The sequence below is a fragment of the Thalassolituus oleivorans MIL-1 genome, from assembly GCF_000355675.1.
GTDB lineage: Bacteria > Pseudomonadota > Gammaproteobacteria > Pseudomonadales > Oceanobacteraceae > Thalassolituus > Thalassolituus oleivorans.
Genome location: NC_020888.1, coordinates 90,359 through 110,307, shown reverse-complemented (window position 1 = coordinate 110,307; position 19,949 = coordinate 90,359). Strand labels below are relative to the sequence as shown.

Sequence of the window (19,949 nt, the reverse complement as noted above, 5' to 3'; positions counted from 1 at the left end):
CATTAAGCTCACAAGATAGCGAAAATTGAATTCAGCCGATACACTCGATGGTATTCACATGGAGATCGTTCGTGAAGTTCGCCCCCTTACTATCACTACTATTGCTAACAAGCCTAGGCATTACAGGCTGTGCTTCCTATGGTGCAGGTATTCAAGGCGCATTAACGAAGGCTGAACAAGGCGACTATGCTGGCTCCGAAGCCATTATTACTAGCAGCCTAACTCCCGACGGTAATGATCGTCTCTTGTATCACCTCGAGCTGGGGGTGCTTAAGCATCTACAAGGCGACTATGCTGCCAGTAACGACCTACTTGAACGCGCTGCACAAATTAGCGAAAGCCTCGATACCATCAGCGTTTCTAACTCGTTTTATACGCTAATGACCAATCCGCGCCAGGGCCCTTATGGCGGTGCCGACTACGAAAAAGTATTAATCAATTACTACAAGGCACTGAACTACTTTGGTTTGGCGCAGTTAGCACTTACTCGCAACGAACGTCTCGATGCTATTGAGGGCGCACGCATCGAAGCGCGACGCCTGATTATTCGTTTAAACGACCTCAAGACTCGTTTAGGGACGTATCAGCAAGCCAGCGATGCCAAAGAACAAACCTTTAATCAACTCATGCGTATATTCGAACTGCTACTCGGTAACTGGGTAAATAACGACGATTTTCTCTACCGTGATGATGCGTTGGCGCACTATTTATCGGGTTTGAGTTTTGAAATGAATGGCGAGTACGACGATGCACGTATTAGCTATCAAACCGCAGCAACGAGTTACGGTACCGGCTATGCCAAGCAATTCCGCCTAGCGGATGGCATGGAAGAACAGGCTTGGTTCGACACCGTGCGTATGATGCGCACCGCAGGCGGTTACGATAATGAATGGCGTCAGCTCGCCAAAAAACACTTATCAAAAGTACGCCAGAACGAGCTGAATACACTCGATGGCAAAGCGCAACTCATTGTCATCGAACATAAAGGCTTAGTGTCTCAACGCAAAGAAATGAGCTTGGAGTTATCGGTTAATCCAAACCTTAAATCTCTCAATATTCGGCCCTATTTTATCGGCTATGAAGCCGATCAGTTGGCCTGGTTTTGGTTGCTCTATGCCGACAAGAGCGTATACCAATTAGTCACTGCCTATCTAAACGCAGTACGTAACAACGAACTGCGCTTATTTACCAAAACCGTTGCGCTCGGTCCCTTGTACCGCGAAGCAGAGAATATTGGCTTAACCCAAGCAGTGGGCAACTCGATGCGTATTACCGTGCCCTATTATTCGCCGCCGCAGATACTCGGTAGCACGCGGTTAAGCAGCGATGGAGCATCGTGGACCATGTTAGAAGCCGCCAGTCCTGAGCAAATGGCGGTACAAGAGCAAATTGTACGTTCAGGCAAAGATATTCAGTTAGCGCTGGCGCGTTCGGCATTGAAAGCCATTACAGCAGCATCTATCGGCAACGGCGATAGTTCGGGGTTTTTAGCGTTTGCAGGGAAATTAGCGGCACAGCTAACCGACGCTGCCGAGACCCGTAGCTGGTTACTACTACCAGCCAATATTCGTGTTAGCCGCGTTTTTTTAGAACCCGGAGAACACCAAGTTAGCCTCGATTCTGACATCAAAAACGGGCAACATTATCGCGACAGCAAACGCTTCACCTTAAAGCCGGGCGATATTGAACTTTGGCAGGTGCGCTCAATGGCCGCCAGTACCGGCTCTACGGCTGTACCAACGCCAGAAACAAACACCGCAAAACCACCGCAACGAACTGTCTCAGACGGCGCCGCTGAACCGGCACCAACAAATGATGACAAAGCTATTGTGAGTGAAAAGAAACCAACCAGATCATTGCCATCAAAGGAATAATGTCATGCTAAAACGTCTTTCAATCGTTACTGCCGCAACCGTTATCGGCGCGTCAGTATTTATGAGTGGCTGCGCCACTAAAGTATCTCGTGTTGATACCAGTGAAGAGATCGCTCTGTCGGATCGCTGGAACGCCAAAGACTCTGAACTGGTGGCCAATGAAATGATCACCGACATGATGGCCTTCCCGTGGGCGCGTGATTTTGAAATGAGTAATAACCGTCGTCCGACCGTGATTATTCAGCGTATTAGCAATAAATCATCTGAACATATTGCCATCGACACCTTTGTAAACGACATCAAACGCGCCGTCATTCGTTCTGGTAAAGCAGGCTTTGTGGCCGGTGGTGAAGAACGCACAGAGTTACGTGAAGAACGTAAAGATCAAGAGCTAAACTCTGCCGATGCCAAACAGCAAGGCCAAGAAAAAGCCGCTGATTTCGCCCTGTCTGGCAGCATCAACTCCATCGTCGATGAAGTGGGTAAAAAGCGTGTCACTTTCTATCAAGTCGATATGAAACTGATCGATATGGAATCCAACCTCGAAGTGTGGAACGGCCAGAAGAAGATCCAGAAACTTCAGGAAAAATCGAAATTCGGACTCTAAACCATGACGCTTCCACATCCTGTTAAATGCCATGCATTGTGCATGGCCTTAGCTGTATCAGGACTGCTGCTAAACGGCTGCGCGACCAATAAGTCGGACACCAGCGTTGTTCCCGAAGATCATATCCAAGCCAACAGTCTACCGGCGTGGACGACCCAGCCACCACAGCGTAGCGGTATGGCTTATGGTATCGGCAGCATGGAAATCTACGGTAATCCGACGCAAGCGGTGCAACGTGCTGGCGAGCTTGCTCGGGCCGACTTGGTTAGCCAACTTAAGGTGACAGTCAGTGGCCAAAACACCAACGACACGACGGAATTTCGCTTAAATGGCGAATCCAGTCGCGTGCAGCAAACGCTAAGTCAGGTGGTGAAAAGTCAAATTCCAAAAGCCGAGTTGGATGAAGTTGCGATTGTAAAAACCTACGTCGACGACAAGTATGCCTACGCACTGGCAGAGCTTGATCGCGTAGCAGCAGCGGCGCGCATTAAACAACAAATCAGTGATGTTGAAGTAAAACTCAATGCCATGGCGGCAACGCCACTAGCCAACGGCAGCAGATTAAAGCAACTACAACAGCGGCTACCTGCGCTCAGCGAATTTGCTATGCGTGCGCAATTAGCCGATCAGTACGCACTGATTAGCCCCGAACGCCGTCGCCCCGCATTAAATGCTGGATTGGCCGCTTATCGCGATGCCATTTTAAATGCTTTAAAAGAACTGCAAGTACATCTCGTACTTTTGGATGATGGCGCAAGAATTATGCGTGGCGGCTTGATAGAAGCCCTGACCACACAAGGATTACGTTTAAACGACAGTGCCGATGCTGACTTAACCTTTGAAGTAAGTGCGCAATTAGATACTCGTGAACAAGAGGGTAACCAATACGTATTTGCTAACAGTCGCGTCATCTTGCGTGACGATCAAGGAAAGGTCATCAGTACCTTTAGCAAGCAAGCAAAAGGAGTATCAGGGATTAAACAACTGGCACTACAAAAAGCGTCAGAAAAAGTGGCTGATTTATTAGCTGACGAGTTAGCACAGAGCCTAGTCACTCGTTTACGCTAATTCAGCTTAAAATAACGAAAAGCCCCCTCAGGCAGTTGAATCCTGAGGGGGCTTTTTTATTAGTTTGCAGGACTTTCAGTAACCGTATTTTTGGTTGGAAAAGAGTACTTCCAAATACGTTGCACCACAGTCACATATTGGCTGAGAAATGATCCAGAATTATAAGGAATATTATGCTCTGCGCAGACTTGGCGAACCTGCTTAGCCATCTCCCGATAGCGGTAGGCAGGTACATCAGGAAATAAGTGATGTTCAATCTGGCAGCTCAAATGCCCGGTTAAAATATGAAACCAGACAGGTCCTTCTAAATTTGATGAGCCTAGAATTTGACGATAGTACCACTGTCCTCTGGTTTCATTTTCGCAGTCAGCCTCATTGAAAGTATGAACATCCTCAGTGAAGTGACCGCAAAAAATAACAGTCGATGTCCAGATATTGCGAATTAGGTTAGCAATAGCATTACCGGCCAAAACAGCCAGAATCATAGGTGCTCCGGCAATCAATCCTGCAACTAACGGAAAGAACACATAGTCTTTAAATGTCGATTTACGAATCTTTTGAAAAAAGTCGTTCTTTAATTGATTGCGTGAAATCGGTAATTTGCTGTCTTTTTTCGGCTTACCAACAAAAATTCGTTCACCTGCCACTTCATGATAAGCAACACCCCACTGAAATAACAAACTCAGTGCTGCATAAGAAAATATCTGCCAACGATTTTTAGGGCGCCACGGCAAGTCATCACTTAAGCGCAATACGCCGTAACCAAAATCCCGGTCTTTACCGATAATATTGGTGTAAGTGTGATGCTCATAATTATGCACACGCTTCCAAGAATCAGCATCGCCGACGATATCCCATTCAAAGCGTCGCGAATTGATGTGTGGGTCATTCATCCAATCGTATTGACCATGCATAACGTTATGGCCAATTTCCATATTATCGAGAATCTTGGCCAAGCCTAATAAGGCAACGCCTAATAGCCACCACACAGGCGAGAAAAATCCCAACACCATGATCACTCGCCCTAAGAGGGCGCTCGCTCGTTGAACTCTTATAACACGGCGAATGTAATCCGCATCCTGCTGACCCACTTCACTCATAGCATTTTCACGGATCGTATTTAACTGGCGTTCGAATGACAACAAAGTGTCAGGTGACGGATACCCTTGGCGAATCATGACTGCTCCCTAATAAGCGACTTAGTGCTTTAGGCCAGCAGTTTTTACTTTACGCTCGGGATTGTCCAACATCGATTTTCTAGCGGGTTTTAACACCACTTATGATCAACGCAACAAACGGAGAGCCTTTCAATGGCAATGAAATTCAAAAAAGTCATAAATAACAACTAGTTACGACATACCAGCGAGGTCTAAAAATTAACTTACAGGCAAGTATTTGTATTCATTAGTGAATTCAAGGCACTTATATTATGATAATTATATTGGTATTAACGTACCAAATTTTCACAAGCGTCTCTAATTTACAGAACCGATTTAAATGTTTTTCTGAATCTCTTTCATCAAAATCATAATGTCTATCGGCTTAGATATATGCCCCTGCATGCCAATAGCGAGACAATTATCCACATCTATATCCAACGCATTGGCAGTCATAGCAAGTATTGGCATATCAGCATATTTAGGATTTTGACGAATACGTTCGGTTGCTTCGAAGCCATCCATAACAGGCATTTGAATGTCCATCAGCACAACATCGAAAGCACCGTGACGCTCGAGCATCTCCAGAGCCACCTTACCGTTATCAGCGACACTGACAATAGCACCAAACTCTTGGAGTATTTCCTGCGCCAGAATCTGATTTATTACAACATCTTCCACAAGTAAAATTCGAATATTCTTTAACGGCGTACTGTTTCCACTATTGGCATTACTGACCACTAGAACATCGTCAATACTAGAAGGATCACCCAACATTTCCGCATGATCCAATAACACATCCGATTGAGTAATGAGTTGAGAACCCTTGACCTCTGGTAATTTTAGGCGCGTAAAAAATTCACTTCCTACTCCGGCCGTACTTCTCACTTTAATCTCGCCACCCATCGCAAGCGCCAACTCGCGACTAATACTAAGGCCCAGCCCAGTTCCTCCAAAACGCCGGCTGGTCGAAGTGTCTGCTTGTTTAAAGACTTCGAATATTTGCTCAAGCTGATGTTTTGGAATACCAATGCCAGTATCACGCACGCTAATCGTTAAAATACTGTGAGAGCAATCGTATTGAAGGTGCACATAAACACCACCTTTCTCAGTGAATTTAAAAGCATTGCTTAACAAATTCAAACAGATCTGCTCGACGCGCAAACCATCTCCGATCAAGTAGCCCGGAATCTCTCCAGAAATACTGAATTCAAAATCCAAATTCTTATTTGAGGCTTGCAAAGAAAATAGTGCATTTAATTTATTGATAAGTTCTAACAAAGAAAAATCTTCACTATTAATTTCCAACTTTCCTGATTCTATTTTCGCATAATCTAACGATTGATTAATCAGTGACAAAAGAGTCGTTGATGAAAGAGCAGATTTATTTAAATAGTCGCGTTGCTTCGGACTTAGCGGCGTACGTAAACAAAGGTTAACGAAGCCAATAATGGCATTCAACGGAGTGCGCAACTCATGGCTCATATTCGATAGGAACTCAGACTTAGCCCTATTGGCGGCATTAGCTTCGTCCATCGCAAGCTTAAGATCATGAGTACGTCGATCAACCAGCCGCTGTACATGTTCGACAGAGCCGGTTATTAACAATAGAAAAATTTGAAATAAAGCAATTAACAAAAAACCACCGGTCAAAATAACATAACTACTCCAATCACGACCGCCAAAATTGAAATTTTCATTTGCATAAATTTCAATGCGATACCTTCGCTCACCGAATTCGGTGTAATAATTCTCTGGTTCAAAACCTGCTAAAGAATTATCGCTAGACTCAAATAGAGAAATGGGATTATTCAGGTCAGTTTCATCGTATATATTAAATGACAAGTTACGACTATCAGCATCTGATGAGACGCTCCCTAACATTCCATCTAGACGCAATATCCCACTAACAAATCCTGCAAATTTATGATTGGATGTATCATCAAGAAATACCGGCAAATATAAAATAACTGCTTTTAATTTTTCTTTTTCTTGCGCTAGCATGATTGGCGCAGTAGCTACAGCTCTACGCAGTTCTTTCGCTTTTGTTAATGCTTCCTTTCGTGCAGAGTTAGCTAATAAATCTAATCCAAACGCCTTTTTGTTGCGTTGAAATGGATAAATATAAAGCACTGGAGCATATTCATTTCTAATTTTAGCTGGAATCAATGTGCCGTCTGAAGAGAATTCAGTAATGTGGAAGTCTGGAAATCCTTCTTTTTTTAATTTAATTTCCGTTTCCAGTCGTTGGGCATGATCAATGATTGGAGTCCAACCCAATCCATAAAAAACTTGGTCTGAATCTAGAATCACTGCAGAAAACTGATCAAATTCAGTACGCGACACAGAATTAGACGCGTTAAAAAATGCCGAATATGCGACCAATTTGTTTTCCGATATTCTAAGTCGCTCTTGCAGCCGTTGAGAAAACTCATCGGTGTGAGAGCGAATAATCAAATTGTGTTCTTGATCGGTATAATTGATCGATTTTAAAAATAAGGCATACACTATGATGAGCATAGTGAAAGAAGGGACCACGATTTGAAGTTTACGAACTAGATTAAACCGTCTTTCCTGATCAGCTAATACAAGTAAAAGTGGTGTAACAATTAACACACCAATAGAGTCACCAGTCCACCAAGTTATCCAAGTGAACCACATCGCGGCTACGGGAATAAATCCCGCGAGTAATAGACTCATAGCACCGATTGAACTTGCAATCGTGCATCCCAACATGATGACTAAGATCACAAAACGCAAAATGCGCGTAGGTGAATCTAAGAACTCGACTCGCCCTATAAAGCGCGAGAACAACACGCATCCAACTCCAGCTTGAAGCATGGCACCGAAGGCAATTAACAACGCAGGAAGAATCGTCCCAGGCACTATATTTTCATAGCCGCCACTGGATATGCCCAGGTTAATAACAAATGAGCCAACACCTAAGCCGAGCAAGGCTGGTAAACGCCTGAAAACAATAACAGAAGCTAAAGCTATACCAGCCGCAGGCCATACTGCAGAAGCAAACCCAGGAGGGATAGCGAGCTCTAGCCCTATGCGTCCAGCGACGAAATAGCCGATTGCTGCGAGGATAAAATGAAGGAAATTCCTCTGCATTTACGAGGTCCGATGATGACTATACTTGCAGTATAGACACCATAGAAGATCTAGCGACCTCGTACTTAAGCCATATTTAGATCCCCTTTCTGGCACCTAATAATGAAAAAACCCGGTCTAAGCCGGGTTTTATTCGTATCACCTGATTACCTAAACATCAGCGACCATAACGCTCACGCAGGGCATTGATACGTGCATCTAGTGGTGGATGAGTTGAGAACAGTGCGGAAAACTTGCCTTCACCTCGAATACCAAAAGCCACCAGCTCGCCATTCAATTCGCTTGGCTGCTCATAGGTTTCTTTCAAGCGCATCAAGGCTGCAGCCATAGCTTGCGGGCTAACGAGTTCAGCACCGGCTTGATCGGCACGAAATTCGCGACGGCGACTAAACCAAGCAACGATGGTGGATGCCAGTATACCCAAGACAATTTCGGCAATGATCGTGGTTACAAAGAAGGCGATGCCTGGGCCGTTCTCATTCTTAAATACGGCTTTATCAACAAAGTTACCGATAATCCGCGCGAAGAACATCACAAAGGCGTTAACCACCCCTTGAATCAAAGCCAGTGTAATCATATCGCCATTAGCAACGTGACCAATTTCATGCCCCAACACGGCTTTCACTTCTTCTTTTTCCATACGCTGTAGCAAGCCAGTAGACACGGCGACCAAGGCGTTGTTGCGGTTCCAACCGGTAGCAAACGCATTGGGAGCGGATGATTCAAAAATACCAACCTCTGGCATGCCAATACCGGCCTTATCCGCCAGTTCTTTTACCGTACTAACCAGCCACTGTTCGCCGGAATTGTGGGGTTGATCGATGATTTGGACACGCATTCCCCACTTAGCCATTACCTTAGATAGCAGCAAAGATATAACGGAGCCAACCATACCGAACACAAGACAGAAGGCTAAAAGATTGCCTAAGTCCATGCCGGAACCACTGGAATTAAGATAACTCCCCACACCTAACAGCGAGAGAGTAATGCTGGCCACAAACACAACCGCTAAGTTAGTGGCTAAGAATAAAACGATACGCAACATGGTTGCTTCTCCCGTCATGCGACATTAGTTAAAAATCAGTTTTACTATGATGGCTTAGATGGTGGTTTTTATCCCGAGATTCAAGCTTTTTAAAGTGTAAAAAAACGTGATGAAAGCGCGTGTTCTTAATGCACTAAATCCAGTATCATGCGGGCACGAACCCAGGGGGTGGTGGCGGAATCTGATTCCAACGCCTGAGATGCACTAGCGAACCCCTAGAACCTGATCCGGTTAGTACCGGCGTAGGAATGGGGAGTAAGCTTGCTTACTCACACTTCGCTTGTTGGCGTGGCTGCTTTAGTTTAATCACTGACACCGCCCGCCCCTACGCAGACGCCGGGTCTCCCTTGTTTTATTAAAAGGAAAGACCCAATGAATACCCGCCAGAACGCACAGTTATCACTACTCATACTAGCCATTGCTGGCACAACGAGTACTTATGCAGACGATATTCAATTAGACACCGTCGTGGTGGAAGCCGATTTCCGCCAAACCGATGTACAACAAATTCCAGAAGCCGTGACCGTTGTCGGCAGCCAGCAAATAGAAGCACGCTCTGCCGAGCATCTAGAACAAGTATTAAGCTTTGCACCAAACGTAAACTTCTCTTCGGGCGCATCCCGTGGCCGCTATTTTCAAATTCGCGGTATTGGGGAGCGCAGTCAATTCGTTGATCCAGTCAATCCATCTGTGGGTTTAATGATCGACGGTATCGATATGACCGGCCTAGGTGCTGCCGCTACTCTGTTTGACGTACAACAAGTGGAAGTGCTGCGCGGCCCCCAAGGTACGCGCTTTGGTGCTAACGCCCTCGCTGGCATGATTAATATTCGTAGCAACGACCCAAGCAAAGAATCAGAAGGCTATATCAAGGCACGCGCCGGGAACTACGACAGTTATGGTTTGGGCGGTGCGGTATCTGGCGGCTTAGCCGATAACCTGCAAGGCCGACTGGCTGTGCAAGGCTTCCAGTCCGACGGCTACCTCGACAATACCTATCTCAACCGAGACGACACTAATAAACTCGATGAAATCATCGCCCGCGGTAAATTGGCCTATCAACTCAACAACGATACCGATCTCGGTTTAACCTACCTCTATGCTGATATCGACAATGGCTACGATGCATTTAGCTTAGATAAAAATCGCAACACTTTATCTGACCAACCCGGACGTGATAGCCAAGATACTCAAGCGGTCGCGCTAACCGTAGACTCACGTCTAAACAATGACGTGCAACTGCAAGCGGAATTAACTGGCAGTTGGAACGATAGCGAATACAGTTACGACGAAGACTGGGCTTACGTCGGTATTGCTCCTGATTCTGAGTACAGCTCATTCGACCAGTACCTGCGCAACTATCAACGCACCTCGGCTGATATTCGTCTGCTGTCTGGTCCAACAGGGCGTGTTATTAATAACAGCAGCGATTGGGTGGCTGGCATCTATGTCATGCAACGCAATGAAGATCTAAAGCGCAATTACACCTATTTAAGTGCTCCATTTACCAGTTCGCTGGAAAGCCAAGCGGTCGCGTTTTATGGCGAGTTAAGTTCAGACGTATCCGTAAGCACGCGCATTATTAGCGGCCTACGGTTTGAACATTGGGAGAACGATTACCAAGACAACAATGGTATTAACGGCAATACCGCCGAAGGTTTAATTGGTGGCAAGATCACTATTGAAACTTTGTTAAGCCCAAGCCAAATGCTCTACGGTTCATTGGCTCGCGGTTACAAAGCCGGCGGTATCAATACTGACCCCGATATCTCAGAAGACAATCGAGAATTTGATACAGAATTCAACAACACAGCGGAAGTGGGCTTAAAATCGAGCTTACTAGATGACGAGTTAACGACTCGAATTGCGGCTTTTTATATTCAACGTAAAAACCAACAAGTTAAAAGCTCTTATGCCATTCAAAACGATGACAATAGTCTGACCTTTCAAGATTATTTAGCCAACGCCGCCGAAGGACGCAACTATGGGGTCGAACTCGAAAGCGATTGGAATATCACTCCCTCATTAAATTGGGCTGTCAGCTATGGCTACTTAAAAACAGAGTTTATTGACTACCACTATCAAACCGATGATGGCGAAGTTAATAAAGATGGTCGTGCTCAAGCACATGCACCAGAAAATAGCCTAGCAACTTCGTTAACGACCCAACTGTTAAATGGCTTAAGTCTACGAATTGAGAGCGAAGCAAAAGACACTTTTTACTTCTCGGATAGTCATGACGAGAAATCAAAAGCCTACGTTTTATGGCATGCACGCCTTGCCTACGACAGCAACAATTACGCTGTCGCCCTTTATGGCCGCAACCTAACCAATCGCGATTACGAAGTTCGCGGCTTTGGTGGTTTTGGTAATGATCCGCGTAATGGTTATGCCAATGATCGCTACGTGCAATACGGCGAACCGCGCTTAGTCGGCATTGAAGGTACGTATCGTTTCTAAAAATGGCGAACCATAAGTTGGGCTAAGCGCAGCGATGCCCAACATTTAGCAAAGATTGAGGAGCACATGATGGAAATATCGGTAGAAATTAGTAAATACCCACTCGCAGATGATTATATCCCTGCGATCAAAACCTTTATCGAACGCCTCAACGCCATCGACGGTTTAACCGTGGTTACCAATACTATGAGCACACAAGTGTTCGGTGATCACGACTTAGTGATGAACACCTTGCGCGATGAAATGAAATTAAGCTGGGAAACGTTCGGCAAAGCGATTTTTGTCTGCAAGTTTATTGGGGTGAATTTAGATCCAGCGCTGAATCCGCACGGATAGCTTTTACTTTTAGCTGACACCGGCCAGTTGATACTCCACGGAACGCAGCAAGTACATCCCTGTATGCTCAGCTGCGCCATCCATGGCGCAGATGCCCGCTGAGCATCAACTAGCCGATTCAGCTTAGTATTTATGCGACGTTGAATTCTAACCGACCAAAGGATACCAACATGCTCGACACCATCATCGCAGGCGCACTCAACTACGCGCAGACTATGAGCCATTGGGAAACCATCGCAGTTATCCTCGGTGTCGCCTATTTGTTGCTGGCAATGAAACAAAGCCAGTGGTGTTGGTATGCAGCCTTTGGCAGCACCGCCATATTTAGCTGGTTATTTTTTGATGTTAGCCTGCTGATGGAATCCGCATTAAATGTGTACTACCTTGCCATGGCGATTTATGGATGGGTTGCGTGGCATAAAGGTGCCCATTCAGAGAATGAATCACTAAAGATACAAAGCTGGACCATGAACCAACATGCGCTTGCGATTGGCTCCGTCCTTACGATTAGTCTCTGTAGCGGTTATTTATTGAGTGAAAACACCAGTGCAATCATGCCGTATTTAGATTCATTCACAACATGGGGCGCAATACTCACCACTTGGATGGTGACGCGCAAAGTTCTAGAGAATTGGCTTTATTGGCTAGTAATCGATGGCGCGGCTATCGTGTTATATATTGATCGTGAATTGTATCTCACAGCATTGTTAATGGCCCTGTACCTACTGCTAGCCACTATAGGCTGGTTTATTTGGCGCAAACAATTTAACCAGCAAACAAACGACGACTCGAATTTAGCAACGGTAAACTAATGATCCGAAACACCGGCGACGAGGCACTACAAACGATTTTAAATGACTGGCAAGACTGGGCATTTTGTCGCTATCGACCGTCGTTGGCACAGGTTGCTCCTATCATCGGAGGACTGACCAACCACTGTTACCGCTTACGCCTTGCTGAAGGCGATTATGTTTTGCGTATAGAAGGAAAAAACTCGCGAGCGTTAGACATTGATCGCGAACAAGAATACTGCATCCATAAACTTGTTGCCGCCGCCGGCTTAACGCCACCTGTGGTCTTTCGCTCCAACCCCGAATCTACGAACTATTGGCTGAGGCCTTATGTAGAAGGCACACCATTGAACGAGGCTGATCTAAAACCTGCAATGGTTGTCCGTTTAGCGCAGTACTTAAAGCGATTACATCAGCTGCCTGTCGATTCACATCTAAAGACCTTAGATATTACCGCTAAAGCAATACGCTACTGGCAAATAATCAATACCAGTAATCATGAGTTACTCACATTAAAATCCAAACTGCAAAAAGCGCTTGCGGGCATGCCATCCGAAGAACTTTGTTTAATCCACATGGACCCGACAAAGCCAAATTGGATACACACACCTGACGACAAGTTAGTGTTACTCGATTGGGAATACGCATGTCTCGGTCATCCGTTGTGGGATTTAGCAACACTACTTCAAGATGCCCACTTATCAACAGATGAAGAAAATGCGCTAATAGCCGACTCACCGTTCTCGCAAGCTGAATGGTCATTTGCCAAGCGGCAGATAACTTATCTGACCGTACTTTGGTATCGTGCTCAGGATCTTAGTAGTGATGCAGACCTGACCCATCAGCTCCACGAACTCGACTTACACAAAGATACATAAGTCGCCAAAGTGTATCTTCGTGTAACCAATATCACCGACCATTTATGACTGAACAGCCTTTCACTACCTTCCAATAGGCAATTTGCGACGCTTAAATAGCGAACTTCCTCACAGCTTAAGTCACAATAAAAGCCTAACCTCTTACTAAAGCGGTCAGAATTCCACCCTTCACAACTGAGTCAGGTGATTATGCTGAAACGTTACTATACGATTCTCGGTTTGCCGGAAGGAGCCGATAAAGAAGCCATCAAAAAGGCATTCAAACGCTTGGCTATGGCCTATCACCCTGATCGCAACGAAATACACAGTGAAAGCGCTCATCTACTATTTCAAGATATCTGCCGTGCTTATCAGTTCCTGCTCGATCAACCGGAAAAAGACGTACCAGCAGGACAGCCGAATGAAGGCGACGATGCGCCTATGGTCAGCACCATCGAACCACACAAAGAGTTAAATACCTCGCAAGAACGACGCTCAACAGGCAGACGCTCACCAAACGACCGTCGTTTTGAACTTGTGTTAGAAGGGCACTACAAAGGCACGAGTATTAAAGAACATATATGACAGACCTTTCACGCCACCGGGTGAGCGTCCTTACGGGCCAATCCTGTCATTCTGGCGGGTAAGGTTTACGCTGTGATTTCCCCATATCTTATTTTGTTTGTATGATCTAAGAACTTATTCTAATTGTTCGACTAAACAATTAGGCCGGCCAATAATCATTAATACAAAGTCTTATCGCAGGATGCAGATATGAAAGCGCCAAAACACAGCAAAACCATCACTACTCTGATGCTCGCCATGAGCTTGAGTGGCTTTGCTGTGGCCGAAGATCGTATTCCTAAAACGAGCCTTGAAATTATTGCTCAAGCGCAAAAGGATTCGACGCGTCCAATTATTGATCACTGCATAGCTAACACACCTGAAATTTCCGACAATCTGCGCGATGAATACGCTCGTTATGAGCAAAAAATCGATTTAGCGATGGCTCCTATGCTCGCACGTGAAGCGGCCAAGCCACGACGCCAAGAGTCGCAAACAGCCCTCGCCGTGCTAGACGCAGGCCTGAAAGCGCAAACCCGAGTTAAACTCGATAAAATTCAAAACGCTGATACAACTATGTATTGCCGATGGTTAGTTAAACAATTAGCAACCGTTACAGTGGAATCGTTCCAAGAACAAATAGAAGCCGGCGTGGCGAAATATCGCCAAGTTGCCGACACAGAATAATCGTTATCCCACGCTATGAATGGTGCGATGCACAAAGGCTAACTTTGCACGTATCGCGTCACTGATCACAAACGGATAAGCATCTGGCAAGCCCATACTGCGATTGAGCGCATTCAGAACCACAGAAAAATAGATCCAATTACTAACAATATCTTCAATCGACGAATTTTTGCCGTAATACCGCTCTTCTTGCGGTAGCGTTATTTCTTTTGTGTCTATGACTGCAGCATTCTCAACTTCCGTAACAATACCGTAAGCTTGTGCCGTTTCTAGGGTGTCGAGCATATGTAGATAATGTGCCCAAGTTTCAGCCCAGTCTTCCCAGGGATGCATACTGGCATAACGACTAATAAATTCGCCCTTCCAGCTATCATCGTCATTACTACGTTTATAATGACGATCAAGCGCATCTTGGTACGACTCTCGTTCATCACCAAACACTTTACGATATTCACCCAATAGCACGGGGTGGCGGGCAATTAATACATCCCAATAATAATGCCCTATTTCATGACGAAAATGCCCAAGCAAAGTACGATATCCTTCGCCCATTGCTACTCGTGCAGCATGACGAGCAACATCATCCGCTTCGGCTAAATTAATCGTTATATTGCCGTTAGCATGACCCGTAAATACCGGCTCTTGATCTGCCAGAGGGCTATTAAAATGATCGCCCGCAGTTTTATCTGCCATAAAACTAAAACTTAAACCCGCTTCGGGTTCTTGCTCTCGATCTCGTATAGGTAAACCTAACGACTGCAAAGTAAATAATAACCGGCGTTTAGCCGTTTCTAATTTACGCCAAAGCGGCAAATGCTCTGGCACATCTAAATCGGGTACATTGCTATTAAAGTGACAAGCAAAACATAAGGCTTCGCCATTAGGTTGAACCTCATTGGCAAGCCGAATCATGCCATTACAGACCTGATGATGACGGTAGTTTTTGCATTGCTGATAACGGCTACCCCGGGCCATAAATACGCCCGACTCTTTTGTTTCATCAAAGCTCAGCATAGCGTTTTCTTTATAACAGTAGCCGCTAAGACGCTGACAGCTAAGGCATCGACTGCTTTCAAAAAATAAAGATTGCGTGGTGCCACAATCACATACAAAGCGTTTCATCTATTATTGATCCATATGATCGATATATTGAGAATTTGAGTACTAGAAATAACGACAATTACTGTTGTTGTTGTTGTTGCTGCTGTAATTTACGTCGATACTCGTCAGGATTTTTATCGGCTGGAAGTGTTCGCCCCTGCTGAGTAGCCAGACGTTGCGCCAATAAACGACTCAACCAAAACCGCAAGGCCGCGCCGCGCAGCAATAAAGGCCAAGCCATTTTTTCTTCCGTCGTAAAGGGCCGCACGGATTCATAACTTACCAATAATGACGTTAGTCGAGCCTTATCCCAAATGCCATTTTTCTCGCGGCACCAATCATTCGCAACGATGGCTAAATCGTAAGCCAAGGCACCATCACAGGCGTTATACAAGTCTAAAATCGCTGTTAACTTGGTGCCCTGTTCGCTTATTAAAAACAAAGCATTGTCGTGAAATAAATCCGCATGAATCCAGCCATGAGGAAGCTGACACCACAAGGTTCGTCCATCTTTTTGAGCTTGTAGCTCAGCCTCAAGAAGCGCTTGGTCGGCGGGCGATAAGTTAGCCTTTAACTCTGGCGCAATCGCTAGCCACCAATCAAACCCGCGTTCATCGACACGACGCTGAGGTAGATCTTGAGCAGCAAGATGCAGTTGCGCTAAACCTCGACCAATTTCAGCGCAATGCTCTGACGTTAATTGGTCGGTGTGCGTACCGGGTAAACGTCGACACAAGATTGCCGGCTTACCACTGAGTTCATGTAACCAAACACCCTGAATATCATCCAATGGCATGGGCACCGCTAATCCCGCTTGCCCTAAATGGCGCGCAAGACGCACAAAACTCGCAACCTCGTCTGCATTGTGATGCTCGAACAAGGTCAGTACAAATTCGTCACTCACAGTCTTTAATAAATAATTGGTGTTTTCGATACCGTCACTAATACCCTGCAGTGCGGTTAAGGGGCCGATTGCATACTGAGTTAAAAACGATGCGACCACATCGTCTGCGAGCTTTGTATAAACGGCCATAGAAAATTACCAGCGGAAAATAACCCATTTAGGAACGCGCATATCGGGATTGTCTTTACGCACAAAATCACCGCTTTCTTGTTGCGATGGCACAAGATAATAAGCAGGGCCAACCTTAGGCACGACTTTAATCTCACTAAGTTGTCCGTTAACTCGATATTCGTAATACGTATTATCACCATCATTGCGAATGGTGACCGTCTCACCTACCGGTTCTTCCGCGTACGCTAGGCTGCCTAACAATAACGCCGGAGCCAGAATTAATGCGGCCAGAAGTTGTGATGTCTTCATGTTAGACTGCGCCTCTATTTTAGTTGATCTAGTTTGGTTGATCTCGCAATGGTCGTATTCTGATTTTGACCATTGAGATTGGAATAATGTCCGGTTAGTGTACCCAAACCCTACTTCAGCGTCAGTTTTCGATTTGCTCAGGACCCCTGCTCATGTCATCAAACCCCGTGATTCTTGTAGATGGATCGTCGTATTTATTTCGTGCGTTTCACGCGATCCCCCTGCTAACCAACTCCAAAGGTGTACACACCAACGCCATTAAAGGCGTGATCAGTATGATCAAGCGCCTAAATAAGGATTATCCCGAGTCACAGGTTATCGTGGTATTCGATGCCAAAGGCAAAACCTTCCGCAACGATATTTACAGCGAATACAAAGCACATCGCCCGCCAATGCCAGAAGAACTGCGCGAACAAATCCAGCCCATCCACGACATTATCCGTGCCATGGGCTTGCCCTTGTTGATTATCGACGGCGTTGAAGCCGACGACGTGATTGGTACGCTGGCTTCCCAAGCGGTGCAACATCAGCAAGATGTCGTGATCTCCACCGGCGATAAAGACATGGCGCAATTGGTTAATGAGCACGTCGCCCTGATCAATACCATGACCGATACCTTTATGGATATCGAAGGCGTAAAAACAAAGTTCGGCGTGCCGCCCGAACACATCATCGACTATCTGGCGCTGATGGGCGACAAAGTCGATAACATCCCCGGCGTACCCAAAGTCGGCGAAAAGACCGCCGTCGGCTTAGTCGCGGGTTTGGGCAGCTTAGAGGATATCTACGCCAATCTCGATAAGGTCGCGACCCTTGATTTCCGTGGTGCGAAAACCTTAGCGCCGAAGCTGGAAGAACATAAAGAGCAAGCTTTTCTATCGAAGGAACTGGCCACCATTAAGTGCGATGTTGAACTCGAATTTGCGCTGCCGGATTTCAAAAACAGCGACGAACACAAAGAAGATCTGCTCGCCCTGTATCGTGATTTAGAATTCAAAGCTTGGATCGCCGAACTCAGCAGTGATCCAGACCTTGATGTCACGACAACAAATGCAAAAAGTACGGCGAGCCGTGCCAGCAAAGGCAAACCAACCGAAGCCGCAGAGGTCATTACCGATGTCATGCCAGACGCGCTTGAAGGCCAATATGAAATCATCCTTGAGCAAGCCGCTTTAGATGCATGGATTGCCCAGCTAAAAGCCAGCTCACTGTTTGCCTTTGATACCGAAACCACCTCGCTTAACTATAAAGAAGCGGAAATTGTCGGCGTCTCTTTTGCCGTTGAGATCGGCAAAGCGGCATATGTGCCACTCGCCCATGACTACGACGACGCACCACAACAACTCGATCGCGCTGCAGTATTGGCACAGTTAAAACCGTTACTAGAAGATAAGAATCAAAAGAAAGTCGGCCAACACATAAAGTACGACGCTCATGTGCTCGCCAACTATGGCATCCAATTGCAAGGTGTTGAGTTTGATACGCAACTTGAGTCCTATGTGTTGGATTCGGTTGGCACCAAGCACGATATGGACAGCCTCTCACTCAAGTACCTTGGCCATAAAACCATTACCTATGAAGAAGTCGCAGGTAAAGGCGCCAAACAGATTGGCTTCAATGAAGTCACTATTGATGTCGCAGGACCCTACGCCGCTGAAGATGCCGATATCACTCTACGCTTACACCAAGTGTTGTGGGCAAAACTGCAACAGCAGCCTAGTCTTGCCAAGGTATTCACCGACATCGAAATGCCCGTCATGCCCGTGCTGTGCGCCATGGAAGAAATCGGCACCATCATTGATGCCGATATGCTGCACGAGCAAAGCCAGCAAATAGAGCAACGCCTGCAACAGTTAGAACAAGAAGCCCACAATTTAGCCGGTAAGGTTTTCAACCTTGGTTCGCCCAAGCAACTCGGCGTGATTTTGTTTGAGGAGCAGGGCTTGCCGGTCTTAAAGAAAACGCCCAAAGGCGCACCATCAACCGCCGAAGAAGTGCTGGCAGAACTGGCCGAAGACTACGAACTGCCGCGCGTCATTACCGAGCATCGTGGTTTAGCCAAATTAAAAAATACTTACACCGACAAACTGCCGATGATGGTGAATGCAAAAACAGGCCGCATTCATACATCGTACAACCAGACCATTGCTGCCACCGGTCGTTTGTCGTCGACCGATCCCAATTTGCAGAACATTCCGATCCGTTCAGAAGAAGGTCGCCGCATCCGCCAAGCTTTTATCGCCGCACCCGGTTACAAGCTGGTGGCTGCCGACTACAGCCAAATCGAACTGCGCATCATGGCGCATCTGTCCGGTGATGAAGGCCTCCTTAGCGCTTTTGCAGAAGAGCGTGACGTTCACCGCGCCACAGCAGCCGAAGTATTTGGCGTCAATGAAGCAGAAGTGACCGACAATCAGCGTCGCAGCGCCAAAGCCATTAACTTTGGTTTGATTTATGGCATGTCTGCCTTCGGTTTAGCTAAGCAGTTAGGCATTGGCCGTGGTGAAGCTCAAGACTATGTGAACCTCTACTTCCAGCGCTATCCTGGGGTAAAAGACTACATGGACAACACCCGCGAGCAAGCCAAAGACCAAGGTTATGTTGAAACCATTTATGGCCGCCGCCTGTACTTACCTGACATCAAGGCCAGTAACGCTTCACGACGCCAACATGCCGAACGCACTGCAATTAATGCCCCTATGCAAGGCAGTGCCGCCGACATCATCAAGCGCGCCATGATTCGTGTCGCCGATTGGCTGCCCGACAGTGGCTTTGACGCGCGCATGCTGCTGCAAGTGCACGATGAATTGATTTTGGAAGTACGCGCCGATCAAGCGGAAGCCCTAGCGACCGAGCTGAAAACACAAATGCAGTGTGCCGCCGCATTAAAGGTGCCGTTATTAGTAGAAGCAGGGATTGGCGATAACTGGGAACAGGCGCACTGATTAATAATCAATGCGC

At 46.3% G+C, this 19,949-nt stretch carries 16 protein-coding genes and 1 riboswitch; of the genes, 10 read left to right on the top strand and 6 right to left on the bottom strand.

The annotated features are described in order from the left end of the window. Positions 1 to 71: 71 nt before the first annotated feature. Genes TOL_RS00480 through TOL_RS00470 form a run of 3 tightly spaced genes read left to right on the top strand, consistent with a single transcriptional unit; the run spans position 72 to position 3,549 of the window. Entirely contained in the window at positions 72 to 1,874 is a 1,803-nt protein-coding gene (locus tag TOL_RS00480; RefSeq protein WP_041588349.1) for a COG3014 family protein, read from the top strand. Positions 1,875 to 1,878: 4 nt separating this feature from the next. Continuing rightward, a complete protein-coding gene (locus TOL_RS00475) occupies positions 1,879 to 2,481 on the top strand; it encodes a penicillin-binding protein activator LpoB (RefSeq protein ID WP_015485291.1) in 603 nt (200 codons plus the stop codon). Positions 2,482 to 2,484: 3 nt separating this feature from the next. Next, a complete protein-coding gene (locus TOL_RS00470) occupies positions 2,485 to 3,549 on the top strand; it encodes an LPP20 family lipoprotein (RefSeq protein WP_015485290.1) in 1,065 nt (354 codons plus the stop codon). Positions 3,550 to 3,608: 59 nt separating this feature from the next. Here the strand turns inward: TOL_RS00470 and TOL_RS00465 are convergent, their stop codons facing one another. From TOL_RS00465 to htpX, 3 genes are all read right to left on the bottom strand, one after another. Continuing rightward, on the bottom strand, positions 3,609 to 4,727 hold the full coding sequence (locus TOL_RS00465; RefSeq protein ID WP_015485289.1) for a fatty acid desaturase family protein: 1,119 nt from the start codon (positions 4,725 to 4,727) through the stop codon (positions 3,609 to 3,611). 315 nt (positions 4,728 to 5,042) lie between these two features. Further along, entirely contained in the window at positions 5,043 to 7,823 is a 2,781-nt protein-coding gene (locus TOL_RS00460; protein WP_015485288.1) for a CHASE domain-containing protein, read from the bottom strand. A gap of 157 nt (positions 7,824 to 7,980) precedes the next feature. Then, a complete protein-coding gene (htpX, locus tag TOL_RS00455; protein WP_041588347.1) occupies positions 7,981 to 8,868 on the bottom strand; it encodes a protease HtpX in 888 nt (295 codons plus the stop codon). Positions 8,869 to 9,022: 154 nt separating this feature from the next. Next, positions 9,023 to 9,134: riboswitch (TPP riboswitch) on the top strand. Positions 9,135 to 9,240: 106 nt separating this feature from the next. Between htpX and TOL_RS00450 the strand changes: the two genes are divergently transcribed. The 6 genes from TOL_RS00450 to TOL_RS00425 all read left to right on the top strand — a co-directional run bounded on the left by TOL_RS00450 (position 9,241) and on the right by TOL_RS00425 (position 14,563). After that, positions 9,241 to 11,328 carry a TonB-dependent receptor gene (locus TOL_RS00450; protein WP_015485286.1) on the top strand — a complete coding sequence of 696 codons (2,088 nt, stop codon included), beginning with the start codon at positions 9,241 to 9,243 and terminating at the stop codon, positions 11,326 to 11,328. A gap of 66 nt (positions 11,329 to 11,394) precedes the next feature. Further along, positions 11,395 to 11,664: a hypothetical protein gene (locus tag TOL_RS00445; RefSeq protein ID WP_223248694.1), complete on the top strand. Its 270-nt coding sequence runs from the start codon at positions 11,395 to 11,397 to the stop codon at positions 11,662 to 11,664. 170 nt (positions 11,665 to 11,834) lie between these two features. Beyond that, positions 11,835 to 12,476 carry a nicotinamide riboside transporter PnuC gene (pnuC, locus tag TOL_RS00440; protein ID WP_015485284.1) on the top strand — a complete coding sequence of 214 codons (642 nt, stop codon included), beginning with the start codon at positions 11,835 to 11,837 and terminating at the stop codon, positions 12,474 to 12,476. Then, positions 12,476 to 13,333, top strand: a complete 858-nt coding sequence (locus TOL_RS00435) for a choline/ethanolamine kinase family protein (RefSeq protein ID WP_015485283.1) — start codon at positions 12,476 to 12,478, stop codon at positions 13,331 to 13,333. The genes pnuC and TOL_RS00435 overlap by 1 nt, the downstream gene beginning before the upstream one ends. Positions 13,334 to 13,522: 189 nt before the next feature. Then, on the top strand, positions 13,523 to 13,897 hold the full coding sequence (locus TOL_RS18040) for a J domain-containing protein (protein ID WP_015485282.1): 375 nt from the start codon (positions 13,523 to 13,525) through the stop codon (positions 13,895 to 13,897). Between the two features lie 189 nt (positions 13,898 to 14,086). Beyond that, positions 14,087 to 14,563 (top strand): hypothetical protein, encoded by a 477-nt coding sequence (locus TOL_RS00425; RefSeq protein ID WP_015485281.1) that lies wholly within the window; start codon positions 14,087 to 14,089, stop codon positions 14,561 to 14,563. A 3-nt stretch (positions 14,564 to 14,566) separates the two neighbouring features. Here the strand turns inward: TOL_RS00425 and TOL_RS00420 are convergent, their stop codons facing one another. The 3 genes from TOL_RS00420 to TOL_RS00410 are packed head-to-tail and all read right to left on the bottom strand — an operon-like array spanning position 14,567 to position 16,988. Continuing rightward, the gene (locus TOL_RS00420; protein WP_015485280.1) at positions 14,567 to 15,685 is read right to left on the bottom strand and encodes a zinc-binding metallopeptidase family protein; all 1,119 of its coding nucleotides are present in this window, start codon (positions 15,683 to 15,685) and stop codon (positions 14,567 to 14,569) included. A gap of 58 nt (positions 15,686 to 15,743) precedes the next feature. Further along, entirely contained in the window at positions 15,744 to 16,697 is a 954-nt protein-coding gene (locus TOL_RS00415) for a homoserine kinase (RefSeq protein WP_015485279.1), read from the bottom strand. A gap of 6 nt (positions 16,698 to 16,703) precedes the next feature. Further along, a complete protein-coding gene (locus TOL_RS00410) occupies positions 16,704 to 16,988 on the bottom strand; it encodes a DUF2782 domain-containing protein (protein ID WP_015485278.1) in 285 nt (94 codons plus the stop codon). A gap of 152 nt (positions 16,989 to 17,140) precedes the next feature. Here TOL_RS00410 and polA point away from each other — a divergent pair, with 152 nt between their 5' ends. Beyond that, positions 17,141 to 19,933 (top strand): DNA polymerase I, encoded by a 2,793-nt coding sequence (gene polA / locus TOL_RS00405; protein WP_015485277.1) that lies wholly within the window; start codon positions 17,141 to 17,143, stop codon positions 19,931 to 19,933. Positions 19,934 to 19,949 lie beyond the last annotated feature (16 nt).